Genomic DNA, 24,264 nt, shown 5'->3' with positions numbered 1-24,264 from the left:
CCGATGCGTCTGCACAACGAGAAAGACGATGATCGCGCGAACTTTCCGGATTTTGAGCACCCCATTTTCCGTATTGGCCTCTGTTCTTGTGGTGGGTGGGATGCTGTCGGTCGGACTGTCATGGGCCTCCATGCAGATCGACCGCTCCAGACTGGTGCGCGAAGCCGAAGATCACCTGCGCAACCACCTCATCTCCATCGAAGCCAGCCTTCGGAACAACCTCTTCGCATTGGACGCCCTGGCCGTATTCTTTGAAACCGACGCAGAGGTGAGCCGAACTGAGTTCCAAACCTTTGCCGGCTCTTTGTTGCGTAGCCATACGACCATTCAAACCCTGGCGTGGATTCCCAGGGTGCCCGGGGAAGAGCGGCGGGACTATGAAGAGAAGGCCCGGCGGGACGGCATATCCGAAACGGGAATCACGGAGCGCGCGGCGCAGGAACGGCCGGTGGTTGCCGCGAACCGCGACGAGCACTTTCCCGTCTTTTATGTCGAACCGCTGAGCGGCAACGAACCGGCGGTTCTTTTCGATGTCGGGTCCGACGCGCGGCGTTTCGTCGCCCTCGCCCAGGCTCGCGACACCAGCAAACCGATCGCCACGGGGCGTGTCGTCCTCGAACCGGAAGCCGGGAATCAATACGGGGTCACGATCTTCCGGCCAATCTACCGGAAAGAAACGCAGCCCCGCACCGTCGAGGACCGCCGAAGGGATCTGGTTGGCTTCGTAAGCGCGGTTTTTCGCATCGGCGACCTCGTCGAGCAGGGCATGGAGCCGCTGCATGCCTCATCGCAAGACCGCCATATGGAGGTCCGCATCTTCGACATGACCGCCGCCGGCAACCAGCTTCTCTACCCCAAAGGCGGGACGGTCGATGACCCCACCGATCTTCAAAGTGGCATCAGCGTCGAAAGGACCCTCGATGTCGTCGGGCGCCACTGGCGCCTGGTGGCGTTGCCGACAACGGCCTACGAGTACACGAAGAAAAGCGCCAATCCCTGGATGGTCCTGGGCGGCGGGCTTACGGTTACGATTCTCCTCGCGGGTTTCGCCAAGACGGCAATGCAGCGCAGCAGTGACCGCAGGGCAGCCCTGCAATCCGTGAAGGAAAGCGAAAACCTGTTTCGCTCGTTTCTGGACAACTCGCCCAACGCCACCGTGCTTAAGGACATCGACGGGCGGTATCTGATCGCCAACACCGCATTTCTGAAGCACGTCAACGAGAAGGATGTGATCGGCAAGGCGTCGTCCGACATTTTTCCGAACGACGCGGAGCGCCGCAGGCTGATGGCCGAGCATGAAAGAGAGGTCATCGAAAGCAGGCTGCCGATCGTAAAGGAGCGAGAGTGGCGCGCCGCCGACGACGAAATCGGGACTTATATCATTACCAAATTTCCGATCCTCGATGACGCCGGCAGGGTGGTCCGAATCGGGACCATCGCCACCGACATTACGGCACGGAAGCGGACGGAACGGGAACTCCATAACCTCAATCGCGCCTACCGGACGCTCAGCCGCTGCAATGAGATCCTCGTCCGATCCGAAAGCGAGAAGGCGCTCGTCGCCAGCGTCTGCCGTACCATTGTCGAGACCGGCGGCTACGTCGGCGCCATGGTGGGGATCACCGAACCGGGCAAGCCGGACGAGATCCGTCCGATTGCCCAATTCGGTCGCCTCCCCGAAACAGCTGGCATCTTCCAGATTCCATGGGATGGTCCGGCCTGTCCGATCGTCGCCGCCGTCGATATCCCCAAGACGCGGGTGATCGCGGACAAGGACGATCCCTTGGCCGGTGGCCCCGTCGTTGACGACGGCGAGGCCAACGTCATGGCGGCGTTTCCGTTGTCTTCCGGCGAGCGGACCGTCGGGGTTCTGGCGGTGTTTGGCGACAGTCCCGACGCCTTCGGCAGCGACGCGGTGGCGCTTCTCCAGGAACTCGCAGGCGACATGGCCTTCGGCATCGCGGCTCTGCGGACCAAGGCCGATCACGAGAAGGCCGAGGTCGAGATGCGCAAACTGGCCCGAGCGGTCGAGCAAAGCCCGGCCATAATCATCGTGACCAATGCCGAGGGAACGATCGAGTACGTCAATCCCAAGTTCGTCGAGATCACCGGCTACAGTTTGGGCGAAGCGGTGGGAGCAAAGCCGACCCTCCTGAAGTCGGGCGAAACCGGGGCCCAGGACTACGAGGACCTTTGGAAAACCATCAAAAGCGGCAAGGAATGGCGAGGCCTATTCCACAACAGGCGGAAGGACGGCTCGCTTTTCTGGGGCGAGGCCGCTATTTCGCCGGTGTTCGACGGAGAGGGCAAGATCACGCACTTCATCGGCATCCAGGAAGACGTCACCGAACGGCTGGAGACGGAGCGGCGCCTGCGGCATGCCGACAAGATGGACTCTCTGGGCAACCTGGCCGGAGGCATTGCCCATGACTTCAACAACATGCTGCTGCCGATCGGCACGTTGACGGAAATGGTCCTCAAGGAAATGGAACCGCAGAGCAAGGGTCACCGGCGGCTTGAGCGGGTCCTGGAGGCGACCCAGCGGGCCCAAAGCCTGGCCCAGCAAATTCTTTCGTTCAGCCGAACCGACGAAGGGGAAGTGCGCACACACGGCATCTCCGAGATTACCGTGGAAACCGTCAATCTCCTGAAATCGACGCTTTCCCGGTCTGTCGCGCTGGACGTCCGGATCGAGCCTGATCTTGGCGCCGTCGAATGCGACCGCGCACAGATCGAGACGGTGATCCTCAACCTCGCCAAGAATGCCGCGGATGCGATGGGACAAAAGCCGGGCGATCTTCGGATCGCGTTGGAAGGCGTTCTTTTATCCTCACCTCTCAAGGGGCTGGCTTCGAGCATTGACGCCGGACGCTATGCCCGTTTGACCATAAGCGACACCGGGAAAGGGATCGAGCCCGACAAGCTGGTGAAGATCTTCGAGCCCTATTTCACGACCAAGGCCAAGGGAGAGGGTACCGGATTGGGCTTGTCCATGGTGCGGACGATCATCCTTAAGCATGGCGGGGAAATCATCGTGGAAAGCCGGGTCGGCGTGGGAACGACTTTCCAGATTTATCTTCCCCTGCATGACGCAGGAGACGTAGGGGTGGCTTCGGCGGCGGCTGATGTGGGCGGCGAACACCCTGCCACGTGAACGCGAAGGAAAAGACCAATGGCGGACATCCTGGTGATCGACGACGAAGAACTGGCCCTTTTCACCATGAGGGAGATCCTGGAAGACGCCGGCCACACGGTGGCCACCGCCAGCGACGGAGCCGCCGGTTTGGCGCTGCAAAGCTCGCGGAGGTTCGATCTGGTGATCACCGACATGATCATGCCCCACAAAGAGGGAGCACAGCTGATTGGCGAAATCCGCGAGAAAGATCCGGGTATCCCCATCCTCGCGGTCTCCGGAAGCGGGCGGACCCGAAACACCGATCTCCTGGAATTGGCCAAGCAATGTGGAGCGAACGCGGTGCTCACCAAACCGTTCTCGGAGGAGGATCTGTTGAAAGTCCTCGCCGTTTGCCTGGGAACGGGTAAAACGGATTTGCCGTCGGCGAGCTGATGAAAGGACACCCCCAGCGGTGCCATAAGAGGTTCTTGATGGATCGCTCGATGCTGACCTTGGCAAGGCGGGCCGCCGTTATCCTTGTGGTGGTCGTGGGTTTTCTTTCCCCGCCGGGAACGTCGGCGGACGAGCCCGACCGGCCTTCGCAGATCGTCGCCGGCAGCGGTGCCGACGATCCGAAGGGCGTTCCGGCCAAAGTCGTGCTGTGGGGCTCGATCGGCATCGGCGTGCTGGGTGGAGCGGCATTCACCTGGATCGTCATCCTGCACCGCATCATGCGCAGGCGGACCGCCGAACTGAAGAAAGCCCACGACGACCTGGAATTGCGGGTTGCTAAACGCACGCGCGAACTTTGGAACAAAAACTTCGTCCTCGACGCCGTGATCAAAGCCAGTTCGAACGCCGTTTTCGTCAAGGATCGCGAGGGCCGCTTCATCCTGGTCAATCCGACGACGGCGCGCAACTTCGGGCTCGCGCCCGAGGACCTGATCGGCAAGAAGGCCGCGGACCTGCTGCCTCCCGATTTCGCCTCCGAGATGGTGGCGAGGGAACGTGCCATCATGGAAACCGGAATCTCCACCGAGATCGAGGAGACGATTCCCTTCAAGGGCGGCGAACGGATCGTTCGCGCCTTCAAGACGCCCTACCGTGACGGCGAGGGAAACATCATCGGCATTATCGGCATTGTCCGCGACATCACCGAACGCAAGCAAGCCGAACAGGAGCTGGTTGCCCAGCGGCAACTCCTGGATACGATCATCGAGACCATTCCGCATGGCATCTTCTGGAAGAATCGTGACCTGACCTATGCGGGGTGCAACTCCACGGCGGTACGTAACTGGTACCTCGATAAGCGCGAGGACATTATCGGCAAAACGGCGTTCGACTTGGCCCGCGACAAGGATGAGGCCACGTTGTTGGCCGCGACGGACAAGACCGTCATCGAGGAAGGGAGGGCCCTGGTCAACTTCGAGGACACCCACCTGCGCGCCGACGGCACGGTGGCCACACATCTGAGCAGCAAGCTGCCGTTGAGGGACGCGGCCGGAAACGTGACGGGCCTCCTTTGCATATTCCTCGACATCACCGACCGCCTGGCTGCCGAGAAGCAGTTGCGTCACGCCCAGCGAGCAAGGGCGCTGGGCAGCCTGGCCGGCGGGATCGCGCACGAATTGAACAATCTGCTGCTCCCCATAACGGCGCTCAGCAAGATGGCCGAGAAACGCGCGCCCGAAAACAGCCCGGAAAGATTGCGCCTCGGCAAGATCGTGGAGGCCAGCGACCGTGCCGCCGAGATCGTGCGTCAGATCCTCACCTTCAGCCGCGAGGACGACGAGGAAAAGACGGTCGTCGATATGGGAACGTTGGTCGACGAAACCGCCAAACTCCTGCGCTCGACCCTTCCCGCCAATGCCGATTTCCGGTGCCAGATGGTACCCGACGTCGGCGCCGTGCGGGCCGTGGGTAGCCAGATCCGAACGGTTGTCGTCAATCTCGTGACGAATTCAACCGAGGCGCTCGAGGGCAAACCCGGAGAGGTGACGCTCTCTCTTGAGCGTCTTGACCTGGACGGCAAAGCCATTCGCGACCTTCCGGAACTCAAGGCGGGACCGTACGCGCGGATTTCCGTCCGCGACACGGGAAAGGGCATTTCCGCGGACAATCTGGAAAGGGTTCTCGATCCCTTCTTTACAACCAAAGAGGCCGGCGCGGGAATCGGCATGGGGCTGACCACCGTTAATGCCATTGCGACCCGTCACGACGGCGCCGTCCGCGTCTTCAGCAAGCCGGACGCGGGAACCCGGGTGGACGTCTACTTTCCATTGATGGAAGAGGGAAAAGCCGGGACCAACCTGACCCAAGGCAGCTCTTTCCCTTCCGGCACCGATCCAAAACCCGCCCCGTCGTTGACCTGACGGGGCGATTTCGCTCGCGCTCCGGGGGCGTTCCGTGCCTTTTCCCGCCGCTCAGACGTCCCGTTCCAGCAGGGCGACCATCCTCTCCAGCTGCTCCATGGCCTTGACGCCATCGGCGATATCGGGAGCGGCACTCGGTTCGCCCCGCAAGGCCGCCGCGGCATCGGCGATCAGGGCGTTGTACCCTTTGTGGTCCTCGTTGGCCGCCGCCGTGAAATTCGGCGTCCAGGTCAGGGTATCCACCGCGTCCGAAAGGCTGGCCGCCGGGTCGTCGGCCTTGAACGGCGGATTGCGGAAGTACGAAACGTTGATGATGTTCGCAACTTCGACCCGGGTGTGATCGCCCATCACCTGGATGAACTCCATCGGGGTGCCACGCGATTGGACGGTCCCCATGACCACCGACCCGATGACGCCGTTCAAGCAGGAGAAATTGAGGTGGAACAGCAGCTTGCCCGGCGCCGGCTCGACCCGGCGCACGGCCATGTCGGCGAACGCCGCCCCGGCGAGCCAAGGAATCAGGTCCATGTAGTGCACGCAATGATGAAGGTAGAAGCCGGTGTAGTCCGCCTCGCCCTCAAAATAGGTCGGCGCCGTCATATAGGTTCCGAGGATGCCCAGGACCGGGCCAAAACCGCCGCCGGTCAGGATGTTGTGGGCGATCCGATTGCCGGTGGAGTAGCGTTTCATGAAGCCGACGATGACCGGCTTGCCGGCGCGCTTGGCGGCCGCTTCCACCTCTCTGGCCCCGGCCAGGTCGACCGCCGGCGGCTTTTCCATGAAGACGGGAAGTCCGCGCCCCAGGGCCTCCAGGCTTGCCGCCCGGTGAACGTCCGGCCCCACCGCCATGCCGATGGCGTCGAGCCCGGGATGCGCGATGAGGTCGCGGAAATCGTCGAAAACATGGCGCACGCCGTACTGGCGGGCGACGGCCTGCATCGAGTCCTTGTCGACGTCGCAGATCGCCGCCAGCCGGATGCCGTTGCGGCCGAGTTGGGGCAGAAGCATCTGGCGGGCATGACGGCCGCAGCCGATCCATCCGATGTTGAGGGTCATCGCGCGGCCTCCGCCAGTTCGAGGCAGGAACGCACGAGGCCGAGGCCGGCCCGCAGCTTGGGATCTTCGTCCTGGTGGGGCGCCCGCCAGTGCGCGATGGGTAGGGCGACCCGATCGTCGTCGCGACGGAATGGTTCCAGCGACACGGGCCCCGCGTAGCCGATCTCGGCCAAGGCCCGCATGATCGCCGGCCAGTTCATGGCCCCCGTTCCCGGGAAGCCGCGGTGGTTTTCATTGGCCTGGAAATGCACGAGGCGATGGCCGGCGGCCCGGATGGCGTCGGGGATCGAGCGTTCCTCCATGTTCATGTGAAAGGTGTCGAGCAGGATGCCGAGCCCCTTGTCGTTGACCCGATCGACGACTTCGATGGCCTGGCCCGTCGTGCAGACGATGTCCGTCTCGAACCGATTGAGGGGCTCCAGCGCCAAGACCTTGCCGGCGGATCGGGCGATCGGGGCAACGGCGGCCAATCCTTCGACGGTCCATTCGGCCCGTTTGGCGATGTCCTCGGGGCCATGCGGTTGCGGCGGACGACCGGCGAAGACCAGGGGCTCGCCGTAAAGCGGCCCGCCGACGATGCGCGCGCCCAGCCCATCGGCGACCTCGATGCATCGTTTCAGGTAGTCGAGCCCACCTTGGCGGGCGGCCGGATCGGCGCTGGCGATCGAACGTTGCAGGTTCACCCGCGCCGCCAGCACCACGCCGAGGCCGGCGTCGGCCAGCGCCTGGCGGGTTTGCGCGAAATCGAGCCCGTCTTCCTTCTCGGGGACCAGAAGCTCGATGAAATCGAAGCCCAGATCCCTGACTTTCCGAAACAGATGCAGGTCCTGCGGCCCGAACGGCCGCACGAATTGCATCGAAATGATCCCAATCGGATTTTTCAAGATTTTTTCCTCTGTCTAGCCTTTGACGGCGCCTTGGGTAAGTCCGCTGATCAAGCGTTTCTGAACGATGAGAAAAAGTATGGTTGCCGGCATCGCACCGACGATCCCGCCGGCGGTCAGCAGGCCCCATTCGACCTCGTACTCGCCGATCAGGGTCTGGATCGCCACGGTGATCGGCCGCACGTTCCGCCCGCCCAGGGTCAGCGCGTAGAGGTATTCGTTCCACGACGTGATGAAGATGTAGATGCCGGTGGCGATGATCCCGGGCAGGCACAGTGGCATCACCACCCGCCACAGCGCGCCCAGGCGCGTGCACCCGTCGGTCATCGCCGCGTCGTCGAGCGAACGCGGAATGCCGTTCATGTAGCTGACCATCATCCACACCGAAAACGGGATGGCGACGGTCGAGTTGGCGATGATGAGCGCCAAGTGGGTATCGATCAGCCCCAGCTGCCGCATGAAGATGAACAGCGGCAGGATCAGCAGCACCACCGGAAACATGTTGATCACCAGGAACTGCAGGAGCAGCCCCCGCTTGGCTGGAAAATTGAACCGCGAGAAGGCATAGGCCGCCGTGACGCTGAGTGTCAGCCCGATGACGACGGTCCCCCCGGCGATGATGAAGGAATCAACCAGGTTGTTCCAAAAACCGACGGTCTTGAACAAGCGGACATAGTTTTCCATCGTCGCCCCGCTCAGCGAGGGCCCCTGGGTGAACAGCCGGCCTTTTTCGGTGACCGAGGTCAGGAACATCCACGCATAGGGGCCGAGGGCGAACAGCAGGATCGCCACGACCGGCAGGTCCACCGTCAGCAGGCGGCGGGCGAGCGAGCGTTTTCTGATGATCACGACTGCACCGCCTTTCCGACGCGCCGCAGATAGACGACCACCAAGCCGATCAGCATCAAGGTGAACAGCACGGCCAACGCCGAGCCATACCCGAAGTCGAGATTGGTGCGGGCCTTGATGAACGCATAGAGCGGCAGTGTGTAGGTGGCATAGCCGGGCCCGCCGCCGGTCATGACGAAGATGACGTCGATCGAGTTGGCGACCCAGATGGTCCGGAGCAGCACGGCGGTCACCAGGACGCCCGAAATGCCCGGCAGCGTGATGTGCCAGAACTGCCGCCAGGTGCTGGCCCCGTCGATCGCCGCCGCTTCGTAATAGCTGCGGGGGATGGATTGCAGGCCGGCCAGGATCATCACTGCGAAAAACGGAAAACCCTGCCAGGTCAACGTCAGGATGATCGCGTAAAGCGCGGTCGCGGGATCGGCCAACCACGGGATGGAGCGCGAAATCAGTCCAAACCGCAGCATGAAATCGTTGAGCACACCGTAATTGGAATCGTAGATCCAAACCCACATCAGGGCGATCACCACGCTGGGCAGCGCCCAGGGCACGATGATCAGGGCGCGGGCCAGGCCTCGCCACGGAAATTCCTGATTCAGCAACAGCGCGGCAGCCAGCCCGAGCAGCATCTGCGAGGGGACCGTCAGGAAGATCCAGATCGCCGTGTGGCGAAGGGATATCCAGAACACCTCGTCATGCAGGGCCGCGACGAAGTTCTTCAACCCCACAAAATCGAAACTCTTCGGACGGAACAGGATGTAGTCGTGCAGGCTCATCCAGGCGGTCTGGATCATCGGCAGGAAGACGATGGCCACGGTGACCAGGACGGCCGGCGACAGCATGGCGATCGGCAGAACGGTCCGGCCGAGCGCCATGCCGCCGGTCCCGGACGGTGGCGGGTTCGATGTCATTCAGCGGCCCCTCGTCGTTGCTGGGCGATGAAAGGGGGTGGCCGAGGCCACCCCCTCCCGCGTGGTCATTTGTAAAGTTCGGCGATCTTGGCGTTCATGTCGGCCGCCGAAATTTCGCCGGTCAGGGCCCGCTGCATGTTCACCGGCCATACCGTGTTGACGAAGTCCGACGTCTCGGGCCGGTTCGGCAGCAACTGGGCGAACGGCAGCGACTGGACCGTGGCGTCGATGAAGCGCCGCTTGTGCAGCGTCCAGGCGTTGGCGTCCTTCGTGCTGACCGGAAGCTGGCCGGTCGCCGAATTGAACTCGGCGTTGTTGCCGGCGGTGGACAGGAACGCAATCCACTTCCAGGCAGCATCCTTCACCTTCGATGCCGCGAAGATGGCCGTCGACTCGTCTCCGAAAGCCGTCCACCGACCGCCGCCGCATTCCGGCACCGGCGCGGCGGATACCTTGTCGCCCAGCGCCTGGTCCATCTCGTTGGACGATCCGATGTGATGGATGGTCATCGCCGTCTTGCCGGCCTTGAAGGCGCCAATGGTTTCCTTGAACCCGTCATTGGGCGCCGATGGCGGGAACACATGGTCCTTGCGGAACAGGTCGACGACGAACTGGGTGCCGGCAAGCGCGGCGTCGGTTTTCATGCCACCTTCGAGGTTCGCGCCCTTGCGCGACAACGTCAGGCTGGCCCAGTGGTCGTGGCCGCCCTTGCCGCCGCGGAATCCGAACCCGTAAACGTCGGGCTGTCCGTCGCCATTGGTGTCGCGGGTCAGCTTCTTTGCCGCTTCCCGGAAATCCTCGCAGGTGGCGGGCACCTTCAGGCCGAGTTCCTTGAACGTGTCGGTGCGATAGTAGAGATAGAGCACCACGTACTGCAGCGGCAGGTAATAGATTTTGCCGTCATTGCCCCTGGTCAGGTTGAACAGGTTTGGGTCGATATCGGCCTTGCCCGCCCAGCCGTCGACGCGGGCCGCGATCGGTTCCAGCGCCCCCATTTCGATCAGGCGGGGCTGCGCGAACATCTTCACCATCGCGGCGTCCGGCGCGTTGCCGCCGATGATCGACGTGTAGAGATTGTCGTAGTAGCTATTCCAGGGGATGTTTTCCGCTTCAATCTTGATGCCCGGATTCTGCTTCTCGAACTTGCTGACGAGATTGGACATCGGATTGTCGGCGTTGTCGAAATGGAACCAAAAGCGCACCGTTTCCGCCGACCAGGAACTCCCCGCGCTCGCCGCCAGCATGCCAGCGGCAACGAGCGCCCCCATGACAGTCCGTTTCATTGTCCTTGCTCCCTTCTGTGATCCTCATTTTGTATTGACGGCCTTCCTGAACGCTGCCCCCGCTTCTTCAGTGGCGGTTAGAGCGTCTGAAAGGACGCTGCTCATCTGCATGAAGCCATGAACAACGCCCTCAAAAATCCGCAAGGTATCGGCCCGCCCGAGGGCGGACAGCCGGGCATGGAACCTTTCGCTGTCGCTGCGCAGGGGGTCCTGCCCGGCGGCAATCAGATAGAGGGGCGGCAGCGCCCGCAGCGCCGAATCCGACGCCTTCAAAGGCGAGATCAGCGGGTCGGACCGGCGTGCCGGCACCGGCTGGTACCAGGCCCAGTAGCGCTGCATTTTTGCTCGCGTCAGCCCGGGACCCTCGGCGTACAGCCGATAGGAAGGGCTGTAGAAGTCGTCATCGTAGACGCCATAGAACAGCAGCCCGACATCCGGCGCCCGGCCTTTTTCCGCCTGCAGCCGCAACGTTGCCGCAACGGCCAGGTTCGCCCCGGAACTGTCGCCGGCCACGCCAAGGCGGCGGTTCGGAAAAATCGACCCCAGGGCCTGCCAGGCGGCAATACAATCGTCCAGCCCCTCCGGATAGGGATGTTCCGGCGCCGAACGATGATCGAAGGTCACGACCGGCGCCCCGGCGGCGATGGCCAGCACGCGGGCGGCGCGCTCGTGGGTTTCCTTGCTGCAGAAAGCCCATCCGCCGCCGTGGATGTAAAGAATGGCCCCCCTGCCCTCGTCGTTGGCCGGCACCAGCACGCGGCCGGCCATGCCCGAAGCCAACCCGACGTCGCGGACTTCCACCATGGCGGGCAGGTCCACATTCCAGCGCCGATTGGTGCGCTCGGCCAGGGCACGCCCCTCTCCGGCCGGCAACGTCGTGGGGTCCGGCAAGCCGGCATCCTCGCGGAGCAGCCGCTCGAGAACGTCGCGCATTTGGGGCGTGAGGGCGGAAACGCCTGTGTCGGGCATTACGGCCTCTCGGTCATGGGCTGAGGCCCATTGATGATGCTCGGCCCGAAATCGACGATCGTCGAAATGTGGTGGGACAAGGCCGCCTGCACCTGTTCCACGCTTCCGGTGTCGAGGGCCGCGGTGATCGTGAAGTGCCGTTCCGCGGTTTCCATCAGTTCGCGATTGGGCCGCGAATTCAGGATCTTGTAGCGATGGTTGTGAATCAGGCAGCGGCCCAGAATTGGCTGCACGCTGGGAAGGTCGGCGACGCCGAACAGGTGCAGGTGGAATTGGCGGTCGTGCACCGACAACAGATATTCGTCACCCTCGACAGCGGCGGTGCGCATGGCCTCGATGTCCTGCAGAAGGACGTCCCGCACCCGCGAATCGAGGCGTTCCATGACGCGCACGACACCGCGGCATTCGATATCGTGGCGGATGCGCAGCAGTTCCCGCGCGTCGGCCCCCAGGCAATCGACGACAAGCGTCGCACGATGGGGCATGCGATTGACCAGCCCCTCTTCCTGCAGCTGGAGCAAGGCTTCGCGGACCGTGCTCTGGCTGCATTCGAAGCGATCCGCGAGTTCGAGTTCCAGCAGCACCGATTTCGGCGCCAGGATGCCCAGCACGATTTCCCTTTGCAGCGCCATAAAGATGGTGTGGCTCCGCCGATCGGTGCGCCGGGGGAGCCGATGGACCGTGCCCCTGCCGCCGTCGCTCAGGGGTCCCGACTGGAAACTTTCGATGGCCATTCCGGTTATCGCCTTGATTATCGATATCGATAACGTTAACAATAATCCTGGAGACAATGCAAGGGCATCTTGCGCGCCGAACCCGGCCCGCAAGAGCCGGAAGCGTCGGGGAGAAGAGTGGTATGGCCAGCATCCAGATGGAACGAATCGTCAAGGATTACAGCACGATGCGCGCCATACACGGCATCGATCTGGAAATCCCGGACGGCGAATTCGTGGCGTTCGTCGGTCCTTCCGGCTGCGGCAAGTCGACGCTTCTGCGCATGGTGGCCGGACTGGAGGAGATTTCCAGCGGGACGCTGCGTATCGGCAATCGGGTGGTCAACCACATCGAGCCGCGGGATCGCGACGTCGCCATGGTGTTTCAGGATTACGCCCTCTATCCGCATATGACCATTGCCGAAAACATCGGGTTCGGCCTGAAGATGCGGGGCATCAAGCGTCATGAGATCGAGAAGCAGGTCGAGAAGGCGGCCGACATCCTGCAGATCGGCGACCTTCTCGACCGCAAGCCGGGCCAGCTTTCCGGTGGGCAGCGCCAGCGCGTCGCGATGGGACGCGCCATCGTGCGCAACCCGCAGGTCTTCCTGTTCGACGAGCCGCTGTCCAATCTCGATGCGAAACTGCGCGTCGCCATGCGCACCCAGATCAAACGCCTGCACGAGATGCTGCGGACGACCACGATCTACGTGACCCACGACCAAGTCGAGGCCATGACGCTTGCCGACCGCGTGGTCATCCTGCGCCGGGGCGAGATCGTGCAGGCCGGATCGCCGGTCGAAGTTTATTCCTCGCCCAATTGCCAGTTTGTCGGAGAGTTCATCGGCTCACCGCAAATGAACGTGCTACGTGCGCGGGTCCACCGCCAGGCGGACCGCACGACCCTTGAAATCGCCGATGCGCGCATTCCGGTGAAACAGATCGATCTGCCGGCCGGAACCGAGATCCATGTCGGAATCAGGCCCGAACACCTGAATTGGTGTTCCCCGGAGGACGCCTACCTATCCCCGCTGCTGGACGTTTGCGAACCCTTGGGTTCCGACACGATGGCGATATGCCTGCTCGGCGAACAGGAACTGACCGCCCGTCTGGACCCCAAGCTGCCGCTCAAGAGGAAGGAGCAGATCCACCTCAACTTCTCGACCGAAAACCTCCACGTCTTCGACCGGGAAAGCGGCCGCAAGGTGCCATTCGTGGGGTGAGGATTTTTCGGCGCGGCGGATCAGAAGCGCCCCAGACGCGTCCCGAGCAAGGCGAAAAAGCCGGCGCTGTCGATGGCGGTCATGACCGTAGCGTTGGGAGTCCGCCCCGTGCGTCCCCGCCAATCCACGACTGTGTGCCCCAAGGTCAGGGGGCTGTCGCATTCGACGTCGACGAAGGCCGGGCGTCCACGATACAGATCCGGGCGGAGCAACAGGCCGATCACGGTCGGATCGTGAAGGGGGCCGCCTTCCACGCCGAAGCGTTCGACGTCGCTGCGATCGATATGGGTCAGTAACTCGAAAACCTTCTCGCCGACGCGGTTGCCGAGGGAGCGGATGGCATCGAGGCGTGGCGGCGTCGCCAGGGCCTGGAACGTCAGGTCCAGCGGCACCAGGACGACCGGCGCACCCGAGGCCAGCACGATCCGCGCCGCGTGGGGGTCGGCCAGCATGTTGAATTCGGCGGCGATCGAGCGGTTGCCCAGCGCGGCGAAGGCCCCGCCCATGACGACGATCTTTTCGATGCCCTTGGCGATATGAGGGCTGTGGGCCAGGGCCACCGCCAGGTTGGTCAACGGTCCCAGCGTGCAGACGGTGATCTTTTCCGCCTCGCCGTGGGCGGCGCGCCCCAGTTCGAAAACCAGAACGTCGACGGCGTGTTGCGGGCGTAGCGGCATCGCAGGGGCCGGCAGGGTGTCGCCGGCCAACCCGCCGCCGCTGGCGTACTTGCCGAAGATCTGGGATCGCAACAATGGCTTGCGGCAACCGGCGTGGACGGCGACGTCCGGCCGGCCCGCCAGTTCGCAGACCTTGCGCGCGTTGCGGGCCGTATCGTCCAGCGGCACGTTTCCGGCCACAGCAGTGATAGCGCGGACCTCGAGTTCCGGCGACGCCAGAGCCAGCAGGATAGCGACGGCGTCGTCGACCCCGGGGTCGGTGTCGATCAGGATGGGAATGGCCGCCATGGTGCCGTTCCGCTCGGGGTCACGTCACGCCGGCAGGGGATACCGCGCCAGGCGCTCGCCCAACAGGTCGAAGAAGCCCTGGGCGTCGACCTTGGTGAGCACGTGGGCATTGGGCTTCTCGCCGGTCTTGCCCCACCAGTCGGCCACCGTCTGGCCCATGGTCAGCTCGCTGGTATGTTCGATCCACACGCGGGCCGCCCGGCCGCTGTAGCGATCCGGCGCCAGCAGGTAGTCGAAAACCAGGGGATCGTGCAGTGGCCCCCCCAACTCGCCGAACCGGTCGATATCCTTGCGATCCCAGATGGTCAGGATGTTGGCCACGACCTGGGCGACCGGATTGGCAATCGCCCGCAGCTGTTCGATCCGCTTGGGCGTGGCCAGGGCCTGATGGGTCAGGTCGAGCGGCAGCATGGTGATCGGGATGCCGGCCTCGTAGACCATGCTAGCCGCATGGGGATCGACCAGGATGTTGAACTCGGCCGAGATCGAGCGGTTGCCAAGTTCCTTGAAACCGCCACCCATCAGCACGATCCGCTCGATCCCCGCCGCGATGCCGGGGCTGTGGGCCAGGGCCACCGCCACGTTTGTCAGCGGGCCCAAGGCGCACAGCGTGATCTTCTCGCCGGTGCGGGCGGCGTCGAGCAGACTTTTGACCAGGAAATCGACGGCATGGACCGGTTGCGGCGCCAGATGCGGCGGCGGCAGGACGACGCCGCCCAGCCCCTCGCGGCCGCTGAACAGACCACGCACCGGCTGGCGCATGAGCGGCCGGTCGCAGCCGGCGAAGACCGGCACGTCGGGACGGCCGGCCAGCTCGCACACCTGTAACGTGTTGCGCAGGGTGTCTTCGAGGGGGACGTTGCCGGAGACCACGGTGAGGCCACGCAGATCGAACTCGGGCGAAGCCAAAACAAGGAGAATGGCCACGGCGTCGTCGATGCCGGGGTCGGTGTCGATGATGATCGGAAGTCGGGTCATGAAAGGTCGTCTCTCCGAGGTGTGCCGCGTGATGGGCCGCGCGCCGCCGATCCCGCGGCGGGAAACGGGGAAGCGGGCCGGATCGACCCGCCTCCCCTTCGTCCAGTCATCCCCCAAGTGGGTTACTTGGAGGTCACGTCATAGGCAAGGGTATAGCCGTCGGCCCGTCCCTTGTAGACCAGATCGGCCCGCACGCCCCAATTGTTGAGGAGGAAGAACACCGGGATCACCCCCAGGTCGTTCATGCCCTGGGTCATGGCGTCCTGCAGCAGCTTCTCGCGCTTGCCGTCGTCGACCGTCTTCATGGCGGTGTCGAGGGCTTGGTCGAACTTGGGATTGGAATAGCGCCCCCGGTTGCCCTGCCCCGTTGCCTTGGTAAAGGTGGCGAGCAGCGGCCCAAGAACGCCCGAGGATTCCCCGGTTTCGACGGCGGCCCCGCCCATGATCAGGCTGAATTCCCGTTTCGAGGCGCGCGGGAAATACACCGCCGCCGGCATGGTTTCGACCTTCATCTTGATGCCGATCCGGGAGAACATCTGGCTGATGGCCTGGGCGACCTTCTCGTCGTTCGGATAGCGGTCGTTCGATGCGTGGAAGGTCATGTCGAAGCCGTTCGGGTAGCCGGCCTCGGCCAGCAGCTTCTTCGCCCCGTTCAGATCGAACTTCTCGGGCTTGAGAGCCGGGACGTAGCCGAAGTACCCGTCAGGGACCAACTGCCCAGCCGGAACGCCCTGCCCGTCCATGATCCGCTCCACCAAAAGCGGGCGGTTGATGGCCATGGACATGGCCCGGCGGACGCGCACGTCGCGCAGCGGATTCTTGCCGTCAGGCGCCACGGCGAAGGGAGAGACCTCACGGTCCTGGTCCATGTGCAGGTACATGACGCGGTTGCTGCCGGCGGAAGCCAAGCGGGCCTTGGCGTTCTTCCGAATGGTCCCGAGATCGCTGGTGGGCACGTCCTCGATGAGGTCGACGTCGCCGGCCAGCAGGGCGGCCACACGGGAGGTGGCGTTGGTGATGAACTTGAAAGTGACGGTGTCCCACGCCACTTTGCCGCCCCAATAGGCGGCGTTGCCGGCCAGCACGACGCCGTCGCCGGGCTGCCATTTGACGAATTTGAACGGCCCGGTGCCGATGACGCCGTTGCCGTCGTTGAGGGCCTTGGACGGTGTCGTCTCCAAGCTTTTCGGCAGGATGCTGATGCGGCTCAGGTTGTTGGGCAGCAGCGGGGCCGCGGCCGCCGTCTTGAAGCGGATCGTATAGGGATCGACGATGACGATGTCCTTGATCTCGCTGACGTAGCGCATGAACGAACTGGGGCTGTTCTGGGACGCCAGGGGCACCCGCCGGATCGTCGCGGCGACGTCCTCGGCGGTGAAATCCGATCCGTCGTGGAACTTGACGCCCTGGCGCAGCTTGAATTCCCAGGTCGTATCGTCGACCGGCTTCCACGCCAGCGCGAGCCCCGGCTTAAGTTGCTGCTTGTCGTCCTGGTTGACCAGCCCGTCGAAGATGTTGCGCGCCATGGCGCTGTTCGAACCGATGACATAGAACAGCGGGTCCATCGAAGAAACCGCCGCTCCGAGACCGATCTTCAGATCGGCCGCCGACGCCGTTGATACGGTCGCGGCAACCGCGATCGCGGTCACCGTCGACAAAAGAGATTTGTAAGCCATGAGCGCCTCCTGCTTTTGCGCCGTCCTTTGGTTGGAAAACGTTTTCCAAGCGTGATAATAATACATCCGGATCGGTTTGGCACCGTCTATGTGGAGACGAGGGAATTCCCGGCACCATGGCGAAAATCAGGGACGTCGCACGGGAAGCCGGTGTGTCGATCGCGTCGGTCTCCAGGGTTCTGACGGGGGCCCGGCGGGTCTCCGACGACACCAAGGCTGCCGTTCTGACCGCCGCCGAGAAGTTGGGATATCGAACCAACTATCTGGCGAGCGCGCTGCGCCGGCAGGCGACGCGCACGCTGGGAATGGTCATTCCGCGGATCGCCAATCCCTATTTCATCGCCCTGGTCCAAACAATCGAGGAGAGCGCCCAGGCCCAGGGATACGAACTGTTGCTCTGCGATTCGGCGGACGACGCCGACATCGAGAAAAGGCGGATGCGCGCCCTTCTTTCCCGGCAGGTCGAGGGCATCATCCTCATCCCCTGCGACGAGAAAGGCAGCGCCGAAACGGTGCGTGAGGCGTTGCGGGAGGTGCCGGTGGTTTCTCTCGACCGCAGCATCCGGGGCATCGCCATGGACCAGGTCTGCGTCGACAACCGGGCCGGGATCGTCGCCATCATCGACCATCTGGCGGGCAAGGCGCACCGCCGACTTGCCTTCGTCGGCGCCCAGCAGACGGTTTCGACGGCGCGCGAACGCCTGGAAGCCTATCGCGAGTACGTGCGGGAATGGGATCTTCCATCGGCCGACCGGGTATTGCTGGGCGAGTTCACCGTCGAATGGGGAGAACAGGCCGCCGACCGGATCCTGGCCGACGGATTGCCGCCGGATGCGGTGGTCTGCGGCAACGACCTGATTGCGGCAGGCGTCATCCGCACGCTCCGCGCCCGTGGGCTCGACGTCCCCGGGGATATCGCCGTCACCGGCTTTGACGACATCGAGCTTTGTCGCTTCATCGAACCGGCCATTACCACCGTCCACCAACCGCTGCGCGATATCGGCACCGAAGGGGCCCGTAGGCTGTTCGCCCGCATCGAGGGCACATCCGGGCCCGCCGCCCGCGTTCGCATCCGTCCCAGCCTGGTGGTACGCGCGTCAAGCGGCTGAGGCGGTTTGCACCCATCGGGCGGGCATTTCTGCCAAGATAAATCGAAAGCCCGCAACCGGGTGGGGTTACGAGCTTTAATCTGGCCGCGGGGATGACCTTGGCATGACCGGGGAGAGTTGCGCCGCTCTTAGGTAGCCCGTGCGACGGCAGATCCGTAGCTTTCGTGCGCGGCCCCTTAGGGAGGCTCCTAGCCTAGAGTATGAATAGATTGGGCTAGTCTCTGGATAGTGCGGCAACGGGGTCGAGCCGCGATGCGTTGCGCGCGGGCAGATAGCCAAAAACAATGCCGATCAGGCTGGAACACAGGAAGGCGGCGATGATCGAGGTCATCGAATAGACGAGGCTGAACCCCGAATCGAGGACACTGAAAATCACGCCGAAGCCGAGAGCGAAGCCAATTCCAAACAAGCCTCCGATCAGGCAGACCAGCACGGCCTCGATCAGGAATTGTTGCAAGATATCGCTTTGACGGGCCCCGACCGCCATGCGAACGCCGATCTCGTTGATGCGCTCGGAGACCGATACCAGCATGATGTTCATGACCCCGATACCCCCGACCACCAGCGAAATGACGGCGATGGCCGCGATCAGCAGGGTCATGGTTTGGGTCGTGCTGGTGATGGCCTGGCGGATGTCGTCGGTGTTGAGGATGAAGAAGTCCCTGGTTCCGTGGCGCCGGGTCAGGAATTGCGCGACCGCCTGCTCGGCCAGGTCAGTGGAAGTGTCGTCGCTGACGCGCACGGTAATGCTGCGCAACGAGGAGTCGCCCAAAAAGCGCGTCTGCACGGTCGTATAGGGCAGATAAAGCGATAGATTTTCGCTGGAGCCGAAGCCGCCCTGCTGCGGCTGGATGACCCCGACGACCCGACACGGAACGGCCCCGACGAGGATGACCCGTCCCACCGGGCTTCCGTTCAGGCCGGAAAACAGGGTCTTGCGCGTGTTCTCGTCGATGACGACGTCTTGTGCCCGGGTCCGCAGGCCGTCGGCATCGAAGAACCGGCCGTCGGCGAGCGTTGCCCCCTTCGCCTTGAAATACTGTTCGCCGACACCGTTGACGAGGGCGTTGGCTTCCTTCGACCCGAAGCGAACCGTGCTGCTGGTCGAGACCGTCGGCGTCACCGCCGCGACATAGGGTTGCCGGGCCAGGGCATCGGCATCGGAAACGACAAGCGTCCTGATCTTTCCCGATCGCATGTCGCCGAAATCCTTGCCTGGAAAAATCTCCAGAGTGTTGGTGCCCAGACTGCTGATATTGGAAAGCACCTTCTGCCGCGACCCTTCGCCAAGAGCCACCACGCACACTACGGAGGCGATGCCGATAATGATGCCGAGCATCGTCAGAAAAGTCCTGAGCCGATGGGCCATCATGGCGCGAAGCGCCATTCGGAAGGCTTCCCGGAAACGGTCCAACATCCCGCTCCAAGAACCCGTCTGCGTGTTGGCGGCGCCCGTTGGCGGATCGGCCTTCCCTCCCGGAACGTCGCGCATCTTCCGATCGGAGACGACTTGCCCATCGCTGATCTCGATGATCCGCCGGGCGCGGGCCGCCACCGTCATGTCGTGCGTGACGATGATGACGGTCTTTCCGTTGGCGTGCAGTTCCTCAAGGATACGCAGCACCTCCTCCCCGCTGCGGGTGTCAAGGGCGCCCGTCGGCTCGTCGGCAAGGATGACATTGGCGCCGTTCATCAGCGCCCGCGCGATCGAGACGCGCTGCTGCTGGCCGCCCGAGAGCTGGCCCGGCCTGTGACCGGTGCGATCCGTCATGCCAAGCCGCCCCAGCAGGCCGGCTGCCCGAACTTCGCGGTCGTGCGGCGTTTGACCGGCGTAGATCGCCGGAACCTCGACATTCTCGATCGCCGTCAGTTCCGACAGCAAATGGTAGCGCTGGAAGATGAACCCGAAATGCGCGCGGCGCAGTTCGGCCAATTCGTCGGCATCGAGGGACGCTGTTTCCCGGCCGGAAATCCGATAACTGCCGGCACTCGGTCGGTCGAGGCCGCCGAGGATGTTCATCAGGGTGGACTTTCCGGAACCGGAAGCCCCGACGATGGCGACCATTTCGCCGGCCTCGATGATGAGATCGATGTCCTTGAGGACGGTGATCGCCCCTTCGCCAGCCGGAAACTCCCGCCGCAATCCGCTAAGCGCGATCAGGGGAGCCGTCATCGGCCTACAACCCCATCGGCGGCGGACCGCCGGCATCGCGTTTCGTGGCCGTCTGCGTTTCGGGAGAGATCCGGCCCGTGACGACGCGCTCGCCCTCCCTCAGGCCGGAAAGGACCTCGGCGGCCATCTTGTTGTTGAGCCCGACTTCGATCTTGCGCGATGAAATTTGCCCCTTCTGATCGACGACCTGCACAACGTATTTCCCGTCGCGATCCTTATCGCCAAGCGCCGCCGCCGGGATCGTCATAACCCCTTTCGCCTCGCCGAGGATGATGTGGACCTCGGCGGTCATGTAGGTCCGCAGCCGTCCATCCGGGTTCGGAACGTTAAAATGGCCGTTGTAATAGATGGCCGACGACGAGGAAGAGGACGACGAACCGCTGCTCGACGAACTCGACGACGACGTGATGCTGCTGTCGCTGGTGATGGACTCCGGCGCCGGCTCGATGGAATCGAGGGTTGCCTCGTACCGGCAGTCGGGATCACCGAGGATGGTAAAATAAACCGGTTGTCCGGGCTTCACCTTGGTGACGTCGGCCTCTGAAATCTCGGCCAGGACCGTCATCGTGTCGAGCTGACCGAGAACGACGATGGTCGGCGCCGATTGCGCGGCGTTCACCGTCTGCCCTTCCTGGCTGACGATGGCCAGCACCGTACCGTCGATAGGCGCCGTGATGCGCGTGTAGCCGAGATTTGCCTGCGCGGTCTCGACCGCCACTTCCGCCTCGATGATCTGCGCATCGAGCGCCTCGATCTGGGCGCGCGTGGTTTTGACTTCGGCGTCCGCAGTTTCAAAGTCCGCCTGCGACACGGCCTTCTGCGCAACCATCCTCTTCTGGCGGGCCAACGTCGATTCGGCATGAGCCAACGTCGCTTTCTTTTCCTCGCGTTGGGCGAGGACATTGGAAAGATCGGCCTTTGCCGTACGGAGCGAATTCTGCTGCGTGACGGAATCGATCTCGGCAACCAGATCGTTCTTCCCGACTTTCTGACCGAGAGAGACCTTCAGCGACGTGATGCGCCCCGAGACCTGAGCCCCGACGGCAACGAGCTTGACCGGCTTCAACGTACCGCTTGTCAGCACGGTTTCCTCGACGTTGCCCGTCGCAACCGGGGCCGTCATCATGGTGACGTCCGGGGGGCCGAGAAATTTCGCCTTGACGGCAAAACCCGCCGCGACCGCGATGAGAGACATCGCAACCATCAGGATGAGGCGTCGTTTCATCGGGTTCCCGCCCCCCTTGATCCCGCCCGTCGCCGCCCGAGGAACAGCACCCCCCCGGCCAGCAAACCGCAGGCGAAGATTGTACCGACCATCGGCAGGGCCGTGCCGTCATGCAGCACGCCAACGAGCGCACTGACAATGCCGGCCACGCCGAATTGCAGCACACCGACCAGCGCGGACGCGCTGCCGGCATGTTTTCCGCTGGCAGCCATGCCAAGCGCCGTGGCATTGGCGGCAACCAACGGAATGGTCGCCAGGCTGATCCAAAGCGGGCTCAGCAAGACGAAGAGCGACCCGCTCGTCAGCGTGACGAGCGCAACGAAAATGGCGACAATCTGGACGCCAAGCGCGCCGGCCAGCACCTTCGACGGCGACAGGCGGTTCAGCAGAAAGCGGTTCAGTTGCGCGGCGACGATCATGCCGAACGCATTGGCGCCGAACAGCCAGCCGTAGTGTTGCGGGCTGATCTGGTGGATTTCCATGAACACGAAGGGAGAGCCGCTGATGAAGGCGAAAATGCTGCCGAGGGAAAGGCTCCCGACAAGCGTCGGCGCGATGAACCGGCGCTGCCCCAACAGATGGACATAGATCGTCAGGACACCGACGAGGTTCATCCGCTGGCGTTTTTGGCGTGGCAGAGTTTCCGGAAGCAGGGCCGACGCGGCCGCGAAACAGATCGCCCCGAACACCGCCAGGAACAGGAAAATGGCCCGCCAGTCGGCAAAGGTGAGAATGTAGCCCCCCAAAACCGGCGCCAGGATGGGAGCAAGCCCTTGGACCGTCATCATCAGCGATAGAATGCGGGCCGTCTCGCGCTCGTCGAACAGGTCGGTGATGATGGCCCGGCTGACGATCATGCCGGCACATCCGCCGATCGCCTGGAGCAGGCGCAGCGCGATGAAACTTTCGATATCCGGCGCGAAGACGATGAGGAAGGAGGTCGCCGCAAAGAAGGCCGTACCGGCCAGCAACGGCAATTTCCGGCCGTAACGATCGATCAGGGGACCATAGAATAACTGGCCGACCGCCAAGCCGACGAAAAACAGCGACAACCCGAGCTGCACTTGACCCGAGTCCGCGTGGAAGCTTGCCGCCAATGCGGGAAAGCTCGCCAGATACATATCCGTTGCGAACGGCGCGAACGCCGTCAGGGCGCCGAGGACCAGGGTCAATCGCGCAATATTGACAGGCGTTTGCCTGGCAACCGCATGCGGGGCAGTTGATGGCATTACGGTTTCGAGTTGTCGGTTGCGGCGGCATGCGGGCCGGTATCGGTGTCGACGATCTCCGGCGTCGAGGCGTCGATCACGCCATCCCAACCGCCGCCGAGCGCCTTGTTGAGGGCGATGTAATCATTGGCGATCGCAATGCGACTTTGGATGAAGGAATCCTCGGCCGAGTAAAGCGAACGCTCCGCGTCAAGCTGGTCGAAAAAGCTTGACGAACCGGTCTGGTAAAGCGAGCGCGCCAAGGTTGCCGCCTCCCGGTAGGCGGTCACGGACGAGGCCAATTTCTCCTCCCTGATGCGCTCCTGGGCGAGCGCGATGGTCGCGTTTTCCACATCCTCGAGGGCGGTGAGGACGGACGAGCGGAAGGCGAGATAGTATTGATCGCGCTGAGCCTCGGCGATGTCGACGGCAGCCTTCAATTGTCCGCCATTGAAGATCGGGACATTGAGGCTCGGACCGAACGACCAGCTGATTGACGAGTTTTTGGCCAAGTCACCGATTCGCGTACTGGATGTGGCGACACTTCCAACCAGACTGATGCTGGGATAGCGGGCGGCCTCCGCCTGACCAATCAAGGCGGTGTATTGGGCAAGGTGGCGCTCGGCCAGACGGACGTCCGGCCGCGACAACAGAATATCAGCGGGAACCCCCGTCGGGATGGGGAGGCGCGGCGATGGAATGGGGGCAACACGCGCCAATCGCTCGACCAGCGCGGCCGGCACCCGCCCGGTAAGCACGCCAAGACGATGAACGGCTTCCGCATAGCCTGACTCGAGCGTCGGAATATCGGCTTCCGTGCTGCTCGCCTGCCCGGCGGCGTTGGCGACATCGACGGCGGACGAAGCCCCTGCCTCGAACTTGTCGCGGGTCAACCCCGCCGTTTCGCGTTGCGAAGCCGCAGTGCGCTTGGCGAGGTCTATCCGCGCCTGATAACCGCGCGCCGCAGCGTAATTGGAAGCGATGTCACCGACCAGGGTCAAAAGCGTGGAGCGAAGCTCCTCTTCGGCCGCATCCATGCCATAACCGGCGGCCTCGACACTTCGGCGATTGGCGCCGAACAGGTCCAGTTCCCAACTGGCGTCCAGTCCGGCCTGGAACTGGTTATACGGCCGGCTGTTGGTGCTGGTGCTCAATCCGTTTTTGGCGCGTGTCACGGAACCGGAACCCTCGACCGACGGCAACAACGTTCCACCAGCCTGACGGTACTGGGCCCGCGCCTCGCGGATCTTCGCCTTGGCGTTCGCCACATCGAGATTGCTCTGCACCGCCTCCTCGATAAGCGCGTTCAACGTCGGATCGTCGAGGCGGCGCCACCATTGAGACAACTGAGGCGGTTCCGTCGATTTCACCGACTTCGCTTCGCCCCACTGAGCGGGAAGCGACACGGCGGGCGTCTGGTAGTCGGGACCGACCGAACATGCGGCCAGCCAAAAGACGGCCGACAGGGTTATGGCCGTCTGGGGCATCTTGGAAAGCCAGGAGATTGCCGGTGTCATTCTTGTCATTGTGATCCATCTTGAAAAGGTTGTTCGTT

The 24,264-nt window shown here is 63.4% G+C and carries 19 protein-coding genes; 5 read left to right on the top strand and 14 right to left on the bottom strand.

Going from position 1 to position 24,264, the window contains the following annotated elements; genetic code table 11:
• Positions 1-28: 28 nt before the first annotated feature.
• The 3 genes from ODR01_RS07265 to ODR01_RS07255 are packed head-to-tail and all read left to right on the top strand — an operon-like array spanning position 29 to position 5,487.
• Positions 29-3,154 (top strand): CHASE domain-containing protein, encoded by a 3,126-nt coding sequence (locus ODR01_RS07265; RefSeq protein ID WP_316976964.1) that lies wholly within the window; start codon positions 29-31, stop codon positions 3,152-3,154.
• An 18-nt stretch (positions 3,155-3,172) separates the two neighbouring features.
• Positions 3,173-3,568: a response regulator gene (locus tag ODR01_RS07260; protein WP_316976963.1), complete on the top strand. Its 396-nt coding sequence runs from the start codon at positions 3,173-3,175 to the stop codon at positions 3,566-3,568.
• A 38-nt stretch (positions 3,569-3,606) separates the two neighbouring features.
• Positions 3,607-5,487, top strand: a complete 1,881-nt coding sequence (locus tag ODR01_RS07255; protein WP_316976962.1) for a PAS domain-containing protein — start codon at positions 3,607-3,609, stop codon at positions 5,485-5,487.
• 51 nt (positions 5,488-5,538) lie between these two features.
• Here ODR01_RS07255 and ODR01_RS07250 read toward each other — a convergent pair whose 3' ends face one another.
• The 7 genes from ODR01_RS07250 to ODR01_RS07220 all read right to left on the bottom strand — a co-directional run bounded on the left by ODR01_RS07250 (position 5,539) and on the right by ODR01_RS07220 (position 12,173).
• The gene (locus ODR01_RS07250) at positions 5,539-6,543 is read right to left on the bottom strand and encodes a Gfo/Idh/MocA family protein (protein WP_316976961.1); all 1,005 of its coding nucleotides are present in this window, start codon (positions 6,541-6,543) and stop codon (positions 5,539-5,541) included.
• Entirely contained in the window at positions 6,540-7,427 is an 888-nt protein-coding gene (locus ODR01_RS07245) for a sugar phosphate isomerase/epimerase family protein (protein ID WP_316976960.1), read from the bottom strand. Before ODR01_RS07245 ends, ODR01_RS07250 begins: the two co-directional genes overlap by 4 nt.
• A gap of 15 nt (positions 7,428-7,442) precedes the next feature.
• The gene (locus ODR01_RS07240; RefSeq protein WP_316976959.1) at positions 7,443-8,276 is read right to left on the bottom strand and encodes a carbohydrate ABC transporter permease; all 834 of its coding nucleotides are present in this window, start codon (positions 8,274-8,276) and stop codon (positions 7,443-7,445) included.
• A complete protein-coding gene (locus ODR01_RS07235; protein WP_316976958.1) occupies positions 8,273-9,187 on the bottom strand; it encodes a carbohydrate ABC transporter permease in 915 nt (304 codons plus the stop codon). Before ODR01_RS07235 ends, ODR01_RS07240 begins: the two co-directional genes overlap by 4 nt.
• Before the next feature lie 65 nt (positions 9,188-9,252).
• Positions 9,253-10,470: an ABC transporter substrate-binding protein gene (locus ODR01_RS07230; RefSeq protein ID WP_316976957.1), complete on the bottom strand. Its 1,218-nt coding sequence runs from the start codon at positions 10,468-10,470 to the stop codon at positions 9,253-9,255.
• 24 nt (positions 10,471-10,494) lie between these two features.
• Positions 10,495-11,439, bottom strand: coding sequence for an alpha/beta hydrolase (locus tag ODR01_RS07225; RefSeq protein WP_316976956.1), 945 nt, complete (start codon positions 11,437-11,439; stop codon positions 10,495-10,497).
• Positions 11,439-12,173: a GntR family transcriptional regulator gene (locus ODR01_RS07220; RefSeq protein ID WP_316976955.1), complete on the bottom strand. Its 735-nt coding sequence runs from the start codon at positions 12,171-12,173 to the stop codon at positions 11,439-11,441. The genes ODR01_RS07225 and ODR01_RS07220 overlap by 1 nt, the downstream gene beginning before the upstream one ends.
• Before the next feature lie 122 nt (positions 12,174-12,295).
• On the opposite strand from ODR01_RS07220, the gene ODR01_RS07215 reads away from it, so the two are divergent.
• Positions 12,296-13,375, top strand: a complete 1,080-nt coding sequence (locus ODR01_RS07215; protein ID WP_316976954.1) for an ABC transporter ATP-binding protein — start codon at positions 12,296-12,298, stop codon at positions 13,373-13,375.
• 20 nt (positions 13,376-13,395) lie between these two features.
• On the opposite strand, the gene ODR01_RS07210 is transcribed toward ODR01_RS07215, so the two are convergent.
• From ODR01_RS07210 to ODR01_RS07200, 3 genes are all read right to left on the bottom strand, one after another.
• On the bottom strand, positions 13,396-14,340 hold the full coding sequence (locus ODR01_RS07210; protein WP_316976953.1) for a nucleoside hydrolase: 945 nt from the start codon (positions 14,338-14,340) through the stop codon (positions 13,396-13,398).
• Positions 14,341-14,364: 24 nt separating this feature from the next.
• Positions 14,365-15,318 carry a nucleoside hydrolase gene (locus ODR01_RS07205; RefSeq protein ID WP_316976952.1) on the bottom strand — a complete coding sequence of 318 codons (954 nt, stop codon included), beginning with the start codon at positions 15,316-15,318 and terminating at the stop codon, positions 14,365-14,367.
• A gap of 122 nt (positions 15,319-15,440) precedes the next feature.
• The gene (locus tag ODR01_RS07200; protein ID WP_316976951.1) at positions 15,441-16,994 is read right to left on the bottom strand and encodes an ABC transporter substrate-binding protein; all 1,554 of its coding nucleotides are present in this window, start codon (positions 16,992-16,994) and stop codon (positions 15,441-15,443) included.
• 116 nt (positions 16,995-17,110) lie between these two features.
• Between ODR01_RS07200 and ODR01_RS07195 the strand changes: the two genes are divergently transcribed.
• On the top strand, positions 17,111-18,103 hold the full coding sequence (locus ODR01_RS07195) for a LacI family DNA-binding transcriptional regulator (protein ID WP_316976950.1): 993 nt from the start codon (positions 17,111-17,113) through the stop codon (positions 18,101-18,103).
• 214 nt (positions 18,104-18,317) lie between these two features.
• Here the strand turns inward: ODR01_RS07195 and ODR01_RS07190 are convergent, their stop codons facing one another.
• From ODR01_RS07190 to ODR01_RS07175, 4 genes are read right to left on the bottom strand one after another with little or no spacing between them, the layout of a single operon-like run.
• Complete coding sequence (locus tag ODR01_RS07190; protein ID WP_316976949.1) at positions 18,318-20,276, bottom strand: MacB family efflux pump subunit; 1,959 nt, start codon at positions 20,274-20,276, stop codon at positions 18,318-18,320.
• 4 nt (positions 20,277-20,280) lie between these two features.
• Entirely contained in the window at positions 20,281-21,501 is a 1,221-nt protein-coding gene (locus tag ODR01_RS07185; protein WP_316976948.1) for an efflux RND transporter periplasmic adaptor subunit, read from the bottom strand.
• The gene (locus ODR01_RS07180; protein ID WP_316976947.1) at positions 21,498-22,820 is read right to left on the bottom strand and encodes a multidrug effflux MFS transporter; all 1,323 of its coding nucleotides are present in this window, start codon (positions 22,818-22,820) and stop codon (positions 21,498-21,500) included. The genes ODR01_RS07185 and ODR01_RS07180 overlap by 4 nt, the downstream gene beginning before the upstream one ends.
• The gene (locus tag ODR01_RS07175; RefSeq protein WP_316976946.1) at positions 22,730-24,226 is read right to left on the bottom strand and encodes an efflux transporter outer membrane subunit; all 1,497 of its coding nucleotides are present in this window, start codon (positions 24,224-24,226) and stop codon (positions 22,730-22,732) included. Before ODR01_RS07175 ends, ODR01_RS07180 begins: the two co-directional genes overlap by 91 nt.
• Positions 24,227-24,264: the final 38 nt, after the last annotated feature.

This window comes from Shumkonia mesophila, from assembly GCF_026163695.1.
GTDB lineage: Bacteria > Pseudomonadota > Alphaproteobacteria > Rhodospirillales > Shumkoniaceae > Shumkonia > Shumkonia mesophila.
Note: the sequence above shows the minus strand (reverse complement) of the source record. Positions and strands in the feature narration are given on the sequence as shown.

Excerpts from the sequence above, each read along its gene's own strand:
- ODR01_RS07265 (WP_316976964.1), top strand. The coding sequence starts at position 29 with ATGATCGCGCGAACTTTCCGGATTTTGAGCACCCCATTTTCCGTATTG.
- ODR01_RS07260 (WP_316976963.1), top strand. The coding sequence starts at position 3,173 with ATGGCGGACATCCTGGTGATCGACGACGAAGAACTGGCCCTTTTCACC.
- ODR01_RS07255 (WP_316976962.1), top strand. The coding sequence starts at position 3,607 with ATGGATCGCTCGATGCTGACCTTGGCAAGGCGGGCCGCCGTTATCCTT.
- ODR01_RS07250 (WP_316976961.1), bottom strand. The coding sequence starts at position 6,543 with ATGACCCTCAACATCGGATGGATCGGCTGCGGCCGTCATGCCCGCCAG.
- ODR01_RS07235 (WP_316976958.1), bottom strand. The coding sequence starts at position 9,187 with ATGACATCGAACCCGCCACCGTCCGGGACCGGCGGCATGGCGCTCGGC.
- ODR01_RS07230 (WP_316976957.1), bottom strand. The coding sequence starts at position 10,470 with ATGAAACGGACTGTCATGGGGGCGCTCGTTGCCGCTGGCATGCTGGCG.
- ODR01_RS07225 (WP_316976956.1), bottom strand. The coding sequence starts at position 11,439 with ATGCCCGACACAGGCGTTTCCGCCCTCACGCCCCAAATGCGCGACGTT.
- ODR01_RS07220 (WP_316976955.1), bottom strand. The coding sequence starts at position 12,173 with ATGGCCATCGAAAGTTTCCAGTCGGGACCCCTGAGCGACGGCGGCAGG.
- ODR01_RS07215 (WP_316976954.1), top strand. The coding sequence starts at position 12,296 with ATGGCCAGCATCCAGATGGAACGAATCGTCAAGGATTACAGCACGATG.
- ODR01_RS07210 (WP_316976953.1), bottom strand. The coding sequence starts at position 14,340 with ATGGCGGCCATTCCCATCCTGATCGACACCGACCCCGGGGTCGACGAC.
- ODR01_RS07205 (WP_316976952.1), bottom strand. The coding sequence starts at position 15,318 with ATGACCCGACTTCCGATCATCATCGACACCGACCCCGGCATCGACGAC.
- ODR01_RS07200 (WP_316976951.1), bottom strand. The coding sequence starts at position 16,994 with ATGGCTTACAAATCTCTTTTGTCGACGGTGACCGCGATCGCGGTTGCC.
- ODR01_RS07195 (WP_316976950.1), top strand. The coding sequence starts at position 17,111 with ATGGCGAAAATCAGGGACGTCGCACGGGAAGCCGGTGTGTCGATCGCG.
- ODR01_RS07190 (WP_316976949.1), bottom strand. The coding sequence starts at position 20,276 with ATGACGGCTCCCCTGATCGCGCTTAGCGGATTGCGGCGGGAGTTTCCG.
- ODR01_RS07185 (WP_316976948.1), bottom strand. The coding sequence starts at position 21,501 with ATGAAACGACGCCTCATCCTGATGGTTGCGATGTCTCTCATCGCGGTC.
- ODR01_RS07175 (WP_316976946.1), bottom strand. The coding sequence starts at position 24,226 with ATGACACCGGCAATCTCCTGGCTTTCCAAGATGCCCCAGACGGCCATA.